8 protein-coding genes, 1 tRNA gene and 1 other annotated feature are annotated in these 7,573 nt (G+C 33.6%); of the genes, 8 read left to right on the top strand and 1 reads right to left on the bottom strand.

Annotated features, from left to right (window positions below):
• Positions 1–174: 174 nt before the first annotated feature.
• The gene (gltX, locus tag JG776_RS11960; RefSeq protein ID WP_291967802.1) at positions 175–1,629 is read left to right on the top strand and encodes a glutamate--tRNA ligase; all 1,455 of its coding nucleotides are present in this window, start codon (positions 175–177) and stop codon (positions 1,627–1,629) included.
• A 5-nt stretch (positions 1,630–1,634) separates the two neighbouring features.
• Positions 1,635–1,843, top strand: a binding site (T-box leader).
• Between the two features lie 44 nt (positions 1,844–1,887).
• A complete protein-coding gene (cysS, locus tag JG776_RS11955) occupies positions 1,888–3,285 on the top strand; it encodes a cysteine--tRNA ligase (RefSeq protein ID WP_291967806.1) in 1,398 nt (465 codons plus the stop codon).
• 23 nt (positions 3,286–3,308) lie between these two features.
• Here cysS and JG776_RS11950 read toward each other — a convergent pair whose 3' ends face one another.
• Positions 3,309–3,830, bottom strand: a complete 522-nt coding sequence (locus JG776_RS11950) for a phosphatase PAP2 family protein (protein ID WP_291967800.1) — start codon at positions 3,828–3,830, stop codon at positions 3,309–3,311.
• Positions 3,831–3,924: 94 nt separating this feature from the next.
• On the opposite strand from JG776_RS11950, the gene JG776_RS11945 reads away from it, so the two are divergent.
• From JG776_RS11945 to JG776_RS11920, 6 genes are all read left to right on the top strand, one after another.
• The gene (locus tag JG776_RS11945) at positions 3,925–4,338 is read left to right on the top strand and encodes a ribonuclease III domain-containing protein (protein WP_291967798.1); all 414 of its coding nucleotides are present in this window, start codon (positions 3,925–3,927) and stop codon (positions 4,336–4,338) included.
• Positions 4,339–4,352: 14 nt separating this feature from the next.
• Positions 4,353–5,126 carry an FAD-dependent thymidylate synthase gene (gene thyX / locus JG776_RS11940; protein WP_291967797.1) on the top strand — a complete coding sequence of 258 codons (774 nt, stop codon included), beginning with the start codon at positions 4,353–4,355 and terminating at the stop codon, positions 5,124–5,126.
• Positions 5,127–5,140: 14 nt separating this feature from the next.
• Positions 5,141–5,917 (top strand): 23S rRNA (guanosine(2251)-2'-O)-methyltransferase RlmB, encoded by a 777-nt coding sequence (gene rlmB / locus JG776_RS11935; protein WP_366934214.1) that lies wholly within the window; start codon positions 5,141–5,143, stop codon positions 5,915–5,917.
• A gap of 1 nt (position 5,918) precedes the next feature.
• Positions 5,919–6,437, top strand: a complete 519-nt coding sequence (locus JG776_RS11930; protein WP_291967795.1) for an NYN domain-containing protein — start codon at positions 5,919–5,921, stop codon at positions 6,435–6,437.
• A gap of 73 nt (positions 6,438–6,510) precedes the next feature.
• Positions 6,511–7,152 (top strand): RNA polymerase sporulation sigma factor SigH, encoded by a 642-nt coding sequence (gene sigH, locus JG776_RS11925; protein ID WP_073248220.1) that lies wholly within the window; start codon positions 6,511–6,513, stop codon positions 7,150–7,152.
• Positions 7,153–7,216: 64 nt separating this feature from the next.
• A tRNA-Thr gene (locus tag JG776_RS11920) sits at positions 7,217–7,292 on the top strand.
• The last annotated feature ends 281 nt before the right edge of the window (positions 7,293–7,573 follow it).

The following is a 7,573-nucleotide window of genomic DNA, read 5'->3' as shown; positions in this document are numbered from 1 at the left end:
TGTAGTTAATTTAATTTTACCAGGCATCTAAAACAGGTGCATATTTTTTTTGTAAAAAAAATATGCTGGGGCTACGCCCCAACATTTATTATAGAACCTTTTAATATATGTGTTGAAAAAAAATGAATAAATATATAAAATTGTATTAGTATATAATTTTTACGGAGGTGTACTATGGAAAGAGTTAGATTTGCCCCAAGTCCAACAGGGCATTTGCATATAGGTGGTGCAAGAACAGCACTATTTAACTATCTTTATGCTAAAAAAACTGGCGGAAAGTTTTTGCTTAGAATTGAAGATACAGATTTAAATCGTTCTACTGAGGAATCAGAAAAGGTAATTATTGAAGGATTAAAATGGCTTGGAATTCATTGGGATGAAGGAATAGAGGTTGGAGGAGAACACGGACCATATAGATCAACAGAAAGGGTACATATATACAATCCTTATGTTCAAAGACTTTTAGATGAAGGGAAGGCATATCTATGCTACTGTTCAGAAGAAGAGCTTGAAAGAGAAAGAGAAGAAGCTCTACAAAGAGGAGAAATGCCAAGATATTCAGGTAAGTGCAGACATTTAACAAAAGAGGACAGAGAAAGACTTGAGAAAGAAGGTAGAAAACCTGTTGTAAGATTTAGAGTACCAGAAGATGAACTTATAGTAGTAGATGACCTAGTTAGAGGGAGAGTAGAGTTTAATTCAAACGATATTGGTGATTTTATCATTGTAAAATCAGATGGTATACCTGTTTACAACTTTGCTGTTACAATAGATGATTATTTAATGGAAATAACAACAGTAATTCGTGGAGAAGAACACCTTTCAAATACTCCAAGACAAATTCTTATATACAAGGCATTGGGATTTGATATACCAAAGTTTGCACACGTTTCCTTAATACTTGGAAAAGACAGAACAAAGATGAGCAAACGTCACGGTTCAACTTGGGTAGAACAATATAGAGATGCTGGATATCTTCCAGAGGCTATAATTAATTTTCTTGCATTACTTGGTTGGTCACCTGAGGGAGAAGAAGAAATATTCTCTATGGAAGAACTTGAAAAAATGTTTGATATAAACAGAGTAAGTAAAAATCCAGCAGTTTTTGATATTGATAAATTAAATCATATAAATGGTATTTATATAAGAAATGCAGAGCTCGATAGAATAGTTGATTTAGCAATTCCTCATCTTGTTAAGGGAGAATTTATTACAGAGGAATTTGCAAACACAAATAGAGAATGGATATCAAAGATAGTAGATACAGTAAGAGGCGGATTATCTAATGTTTCAGAAATAGTAAATCACGTAGGTATATTCTTTGGTGAAGAAGTTAAATTAGAAAATGAAGAAGCAAAAGAAGTATTAAAGCAAGAACATGTTCCTGCACTGCTTGATGAATTTAAGAATATATTATTAGAAACAGAAGTTGTTACTAAAGAAAATGCAAAGGATATAATGAATGAAATCAAAAAGAGAACAGGTGCAAAGGGAAAGGCGTTATTTATGCCTATAAGAGTTGCTGTAACAGGACAAGTGCACGGTCCTGAACTTGTAAATGTTCTTGAAATATTAGGTAGAGATATGTTGATTAAAAGAATTGAATATGTAAAACAAAATTTGCTATAATAAAATAAAAGGCAATGAAGGGAAGAATAAGGAAGTAATCCATTCCAGAGAGTAGCTGTCTTAGGCTGTGAGCAGCTATATGGACACTCCTTTAGTGCGTCCTTGAGCTTTTCTACCGAAATTTAAGTAGGTAGGAACGGTAATTCCGTTATAATTTTGAGTGAGGCTTTTGCCTAATTAGAGTGGAACCACGGAGTGCCCCTTCGTCTCTAAGGAGATGGAGGGGTAAATTTATATAAAAGAGGTGATATTATGGGAATTAAGGTTTTTAATACCATGACAAGACAGAAGGAGGATTTTGTAACTGTAGAACCTAACGTTGTTAAAATGTATGTATGCGGACCTACTGTCTACAATTTCTTCCACATAGGTAATGCAAGAACCTTCATTGTATTTGACACAATTAGAAGATACCTTGAGTACAGAGGCTATCAAGTAAAATTCATTCAAAACTTCACAGATATCGATGATAAGATGATTAAAAGGGCTAATGAAGAGGGTGTTACTGTAAAGGATGTGGCAGAAAAATATATTGGCGAATATTACAAGGATGCAGATGCATTAAATTTAAAAAGAGCAACTGTAAATCCAAGAGCTACAGAATATATAAATGAGATTATAAAGTTTGTAAAGGACTTAGAGGATAAGGGATTTGCCTATGCAGTTGATGGGGATGTTTATTTTGATACAACTAAATTTAAAGAATATGGGAAGCTTAGTCATCAAAGCATAGAGGATTTAGAGGCTGGTGCAAGAATAGAAGTAGATGAGAGAAAGAGAAATCCTATGGACTTTGCACTTTGGAAGGCAAAAAAGGAGGGAGAACCAGCTTGGCAAAGTCCTTGGGGAGAAGGAAGACCAGGTTGGCATATAGAGTGTTCAACAATGGCCTGCTCACTTCTTGGTGAAACAATAGATATTCACGGCGGCGGAGCAGATTTAGTATTCCCTCACCACGAAAATGAGATAGCCCAGAGCGAAGCAAGAAATGGAAAACCATTTGCAAGATATTGGATGCACGCTGCGTATTTAAATGTAAATAATCAAAAGATGTCAAAATCACTAAACAACTTCTTCACTGCAAGAGAAATACTTGAAAAATATGATGCAGAAGTAATTAGAATGTTTATGCTATCTGGGCACTATAGAAACCCAATAAACTTCAGCCTCGATTTATTAGAACAGGCAAAGGCTGGACTTGAAAGGATTTATAACTCTATATCAAATCTTGAACATGTAATTGAAGTTTCAAAGTTTGATGTAATGAAGGAAGAGGAAAAGATATTCAGCTCAAAACTTGATGAATATAAATATAGATTTATTGAGGTTATGGATGATGATTTTAATACTGCTGATGCAATTTCCGTTATATTTGATATGGTAAGAGATATAAATAGTAATATTAATCTTGAAAGTTCTAAAGAGATTGCAAAGAAGGCATTGGATTTAATAAGAGAACTTGGTTCACCTCTTGCAATACTTCAAAAAAATACAAAAGAATCTTTAGATGAAGAAATAGAAAGGCTTATTGAAGAGAGACAAAAAGCAAGAAAGGAGAAAAATTTTGCCCTTGCAGATAAAATAAGGGATGATCTTAAGGCAATGGGAATAATATTAGAGGATACACCACAGGGTGTAAGGTGGAAGAGGATGTAGATAGGGGCCTTAAGGCCCCTTACTTAGATTATAAAAGTAATGTATGAAAATAATGATCCGATAAACATACCAGCTAATACATCTGTTGGATAGTGGACGCCAAGGTAAACTCTTGAGAGTCCAACTAAAAGGGCAAGTGAGATAAATAAAAAGGATAAATGAGGAAGGAAGAAGGCTAATGTTGTAAAGACTGAAAAGGCAGCTGTTGTATGTCCAGATGGAAATGAGTAATCCTTAAGTTCTATATTAAAGGTTGAAAAATCTTTAATAATCCAACAGGGCCTTTGTCTTGAAAAGGCTTTTTTTATAAAGTGTACACATATATGGCTTGTAGATAGCGATATTAGGCAATTTTTACCACATTCTTTCAAATAGTCATTTCCAAATAACATAAGCAAAACAGGCATCATAATAGTAAAGACTGGTCCACCAAGATGGGTTACTATTGGCATCAACTTGTCAAAAAGTTTTCGTTTGTATATTATATTAAAAGCATATAAAATTCTAATATCGTTTTCAAAGATAAAAGATTTTACTCTTTTCATATTAACCTCCAAATATTTTTATTAATATAATAATATATTTTTGTTATAATGGTGTAAAGTTAATATTAAATAAGATTAAGAAAGGGAGCATAAAATGTTAAATGTTGACAAGTATATTGGACTTAGTGAAAGGGAAGTGGGATTACTTAATCCTATTATTTGGGCATATATTGGAGATGCGGTATATGAGATGTTTGTAAGAAGTCATCTTATTACAAAGGGTATAGTAAAGCCAAATCAAATTCATAGAGCTTCAATTATGTATGTAAAGGCTTCAAATCAAGCACAGTTTTTAAGGGAAATTGAACCTATTCTTACAGAAGAGGAACTTGATATAGTAAGGAGAACAAGAAATGCAAAGGTTGGACACGTTCCTAAAAATGCAAATTTGTTTGATTATAAGATGGCTACAGCCTTTGAAGGATTAATAGGATATCTTTTTTTAACAAGAAGATACGAAAGACTTGACGAAATTATAGATATTACATTAAATAGAATTAATATGTGAGGGATGGTGTTTTTATGGAATCAAAATTAAAAGTTGAGCTTTTGGCCTATACTCCTGATGCGGAAAAAATAGTGGCTTCGGCTGCGAAGTTATGTTATAGTGCAGTTGGAGTTGAAGAAATTTCTAAAAAACTTGATGATGAATCAACACAGAAATTTTTAAATATGCTTATGTCTTTAGGGCATGAGTCTCCTATAGAACACATAAGTTTTACTTTTGCGATAGAAGGTATATCAAGAGCTTGCAGTCATCAGCTTGTAAGACATAGAATCGCTTCATATTCACAACAAAGCCAAAGATATGTTAGGCTTAATCAATTTGAGTATGTTATTCCTCCAGCAATTGCACAGAATGAGGAGGCATTGAATTTGTTTATAGAGGCAATGGTGAAGGATCAAGAATACTATGATAAAATTGCGGCTATATTAAAGGAGAACCATAAAAAAAGATTAATTGAAGAGGGAGAAGATGAAAAGAGTGCTGAAAGAAGGGCTGAAAAGATGGCAATTGAAGATGCACGCTATGTTTTTCCAAATGCCTGTGAAACTAAAATTGTTGTTACAATGAATGCAAGAACGCTCTTAAATTTCTTTAATCATAGATGTTGCACAAGAGCACAATGGGAAATAAGACAGGTGGCGAATGAAATGTTAAAACTTGTAAAACAAGTGGCACCAACTATATTTAAGTATGCAGGCCCATCCTGTGTAAGAGGTGCTTGCAAAGAAGGAAATATGAGCTGTGGTAAACAGAAGGAGATTAGGGAAAGATATTTACAAAACATATAAAGGAGAGAAAAGTTATGGATAAAAAAAAGAGGAAGACCGATTTTAAAAATGAAAATATGGAAAATATAGTTGAAGGGAAAAATCCCGTTATAGAGGCTTTAAAATCAGAGACTACAGTAGAAAAGATTTATATTGCAAAGGGTTTATCTCAAGAAGGGCCTATGAAACTCATAAATGCGTTAGCAAAGGAAAGGGGAATTCCTGTTATTGAAGTTGATAGAAAAAAGCTTGATGATATGTCTGTAATTAATGTTCATCAAGGGGTTATTGCACAGGTATCTCCCTATAAATATTCAACTGTAGATGAGATTTTAGAATATGCAAAAAATAAGGGTGAAGAACCCTTTGTGATACTGCTTGATGAAATTGAGGACCCCCATAATTTAGGGTCCATTATAAGGTCTGCCAATGTATTTGGTGCCCACGGAGTTATAATTTTAAAAAGAAGATCTGCGTTAGTTACACCTACTGTTATAAAGGCATCTGCTGGGGCAGCAATGCATACAAAGGTTGCTAAGGTTACAAACTTAACTCAAACTATAAAGGAATTAAAGGAAAAAGGGCTTTGGATAATAGGAACAGATATGGATGGTGAGGTAAGCTACAAAACAAATCTAAAGGGACCTATTGGACTTGTTATTGGAAGTGAAGGTAAGGGTCTTTCAAGGCTTGTTAAAGAAAATTGTGATATAATTGTAAAAATACCAATGATGGGGGAAGTCAATTCCTTAAATGCATCTGTTGCAGCAGGAGTTGTTATGTATGAAGTTATAAGACAGAGGGGAATATAAGGTGGAGTTTACAAGATATATGTTTGTTGATGGATACAATGTTATAAATCAATGGAAGGTTTTAAAAAGTATTAAAGATGAAAATTTAGATTATGCAAGAGATAAACTTGTTGATTTATTGCAGGAGTATTCTGTTGTAAAAAATACATACATAATAGTTGTATTTGATGCACATCTTAAAAAAGGTAATATAGAGAGCGTACAAATGGTAGGAAATATCGAGGTAGTATATACAAAAGAGGGCGAAACTGCGGATTGTTTTATAGAAAGAAGTGTTGCTCAGTATTCTAAAAAAGGGCAAGTTTATGTTGTTACCTCTGATTACATAGAACAAAGAATAGTACTTCAGATGGGTGGTGCACGAATTACACCATCAGAGCTTTGGTGGGAGATAGAGTCTTTAAAAAAGGATGTTCAGAAAAAGTCGAATGTTAGCTATAAAGATAAAACTATAACACTTGCCGATGTTTTAGAAGATGAGATTTTGGAAAAACTTGAAAGAATGCGTCGAAAGCGTTGAAAATACTTGATTTGTGGAAAATTTCGCATTATAATTTAACTTAGTTGAGGCCTTTGATTTAGGGGGGGTTAAATTGAGTTATAATGTAGCTACACAAAATAAAATGTTGAAATATATTGATATGGTGGATGAAGAAATTGTTGAACTTGCCAAAAAGGGGGATACAAAAGCCGAGGAATATTTAATTAATAAATATAAAAATTATGTTAAATCAAAGGCTAAGAGTTATTTTTTGGTAGGTGCTGAAAAGGAAGATTTATATCAAGAGGGTATGATAGGTCTATATAAAGCGATTAGAGATTTTAGACCCGAAACTCTTGCTTCATTTAGGGCTTTTGCTGAAATATGCATAACAAGACAAATAATAACAGCAATTAAAACGGCAACAAGACAGAAACATATTCCTTTAAATAGTTACATATCTCTAAATAAACCTGTTTATGATGAAGAATCAGACAGAACTCTTATTGACGTTTTATCTACGATATATGTGTCAGACCCAGAGGAACTTATAATAAGCAGGGAGCAAAGAAAAAAGATTGAAAGAAGAATGAGGGAAGTATTAAGTGATTTAGAGCTTGAGGTTTTAAGAAGTTATCTTAATGGAAAGACCTATCAGGAGATTGCCTGTGATTTAGATAGACATGCAAAATCCATCGATAATGCACTTCAAAGGGTAAAAAGAAAGATAGAGAAGTTATTAACAGAGGATTAATTATAATATTGACATATTTTTTTAAAGAGTGTACAATATAATACTGAAGTGTATTCTGAGCTTTGCCCATGTAGCTCAGTAGGCAGAGCGTCACCTTGGTAAGGTGGAGGTCGTCGGTTCAATCCCGATCATGGGCTCCATTATTTTACTTTTATGAAACACCAGGGTAAGTTTTTCTGTTAGACATATCGCCCCATTTAAAAATGGGCGAAAAAATAAAGTAGGGTATGAACAACCCGAAGTTACGCCTGTGGAGATTAAGAATCTGTGAAGCAGGAACCCAAAAAGGGAAGTTCAAATTTAGCTATATTTAAAACTATACATAAAGGAGGAGAAGAGAAATGGCAAAGGCACATTTTGAGAGAACCAAGCCACACGTAAACATAGGAACAATAGGACACGTAGACCACGGTAAGACAAC

The sequence above is a fragment of the Caloramator sp. genome (assembly GCF_020054765.1).
Taxonomy (GTDB): Bacteria; Bacillota; Clostridia; order Clostridiales; family Caloramatoraceae; genus Thermobrachium; species Thermobrachium proteoclasticum.
This window is presented reverse-complemented; position numbering and strand designations above follow the sequence as displayed.

Bases quoted from the DNA above. Each gene is read 5' to 3' on its own strand.
- gltX (WP_291967802.1), top strand. From the start codon at position 175: ATGGAAAGAGTTAGATTTGCCCCAAGTCCAACAGGGCATTTGCATATA.
- JG776_RS11950 (WP_291967800.1), bottom strand. From the start codon at position 3,830: ATGAAAAGAGTAAAATCTTTTATCTTTGAAAACGATATTAGAATTTTA.
- JG776_RS11945 (WP_291967798.1), top strand. From the start codon at position 3,925: ATGTTAAATGTTGACAAGTATATTGGACTTAGTGAAAGGGAAGTGGGA.
- thyX (WP_291967797.1), top strand. From the start codon at position 4,353: ATGGAATCAAAATTAAAAGTTGAGCTTTTGGCCTATACTCCTGATGCG.
- rlmB (WP_366934214.1), top strand. From the start codon at position 5,141: ATGGATAAAAAAAAGAGGAAGACCGATTTTAAAAATGAAAATATGGAA.